This window comes from Lysinibacillus sp. NPDC092081 (genome assembly GCF_044755845.1).
In the GTDB taxonomy this organism is placed as follows: Bacteria; Bacillota; Bacilli; order Bacillales_A; family Planococcaceae; genus Lysinibacillus.
Genome location: NZ_JBIVRU010000042.1, coordinates 1 through 1,336 on the forward strand (window position 1 = coordinate 1; position 1,336 = coordinate 1,336).

A 1,336-nucleotide genomic window follows, 5' to 3' on the forward strand; every position below is an offset into this window, starting at 1 on the left:
TCAGCACGTTAGCCCAAATGAACTCCGATTTCTTTATACTTTAAATTTAATAAGATTTTTGCTCGAAAGTGATCGAAACGTCGAAATCCATATGCATTCCGTTTCATCACTTTTGTTTTATTATTAATTCCTTCCAAGAAGCCGTTGGAATAACCAAAACTAAAGCTATTTAAGATTTCTACTTGCCAGTTTTTAAATGTTTGAATTGCTTTTAAAAAAGCTGGTAATTTTGTCTCTTCTACCTTACGGTAAAAAGCTAGTAATCGCTTCTTTACTTCTACGACATCATTCTTTGTCTTTGCCCAATCAAACCACTCACAATAGGCTTCCTTTAATTCATGGGCTACTTTTAATGTTTCAGACATTTCTGTATAGCGCTGTAAGTACCACTGTTGTTTCGGTGATAATTTAGATGCACGTTTATAAAATACATGACGCATACGTTTACACTTTGTGCGATTATATTTGTCCCATTCTTTTTGTATTTGTCGGCGCACTTCATCCATTGCCCAATAAATATAACGGCTAAAATGAAAACGGTCTGCCACAATAACAGGTCGACCTAGTGCTTGACGAACAGCTGCTTTAAAACTTGGATTCATATCCATGACCACTATTTCAACATCTGCTCCATGCTGACTTAAGTAATTTTTTATTGTTTCTTTTTTACGATTCGGTAAAATATCAATCGGCTCGTGCGTCTCCGCATTCGCAATGATTAGCTGATACGTACCTGCATCTGTATCGCCTTTATACTCATCAATCGCAATCGCTTTTGGTAAACGTACACCCTCTACTAATTGTTTATTCGCTACCTTTTTAAAACGGCGAATGACCGTCGTGGTTGATGTACCTAGTACTTCTGCAGCTTCTTTAAATGTTTTGGCTTTAATAGCCCGTACATTCACCACTTGATTCCATTCTTTTGAGTAGCGTTGGTATTTATCTACGAAGGGGGATTTTTCAGAGAAACGCTTACCACAATTACAAACATAGCGACGACGTTTATAGAAGAGAATAGTTAAACGTTCAAACCATTTTAAGTGATTGATCTTCTGTATTCGGTAATCGTGAACCTTTGATGTTTCTTTTTTACAAACTGGACATTGATGCGTACATTTGGGCAATTGTACATGCAACGCAATTCGATCTCCTACTTCTTCTACTTTCGTAATCTCTACATCTTTTAATCCTGGGATATTCATGTTAAAATTCATTTGCACAGTTCACCTTTCTATTACTTGTTTCTCGACAATTCAAGTATATATAAATCAGTGAATCTGTGCTTTTTTTATGCGCGAAATTGTATGAATACCCCAAGAAATATTATAGAACC

General features: G+C 35.9%; 1 protein-coding gene. It reads right to left on the reverse strand.

Going from position 1 to position 1,336, the window contains the following annotated elements:
* Positions 1-8 precede the first annotated feature (8 nt).
* On the reverse strand, positions 9-1,223 hold the full coding sequence (locus tag ACIQLB_RS24540; protein WP_400731333.1) for an ISL3 family transposase: 1,215 nt from the start codon (positions 1,221-1,223) through the stop codon (positions 9-11).
* Positions 1,224-1,336 lie beyond the last annotated feature (113 nt).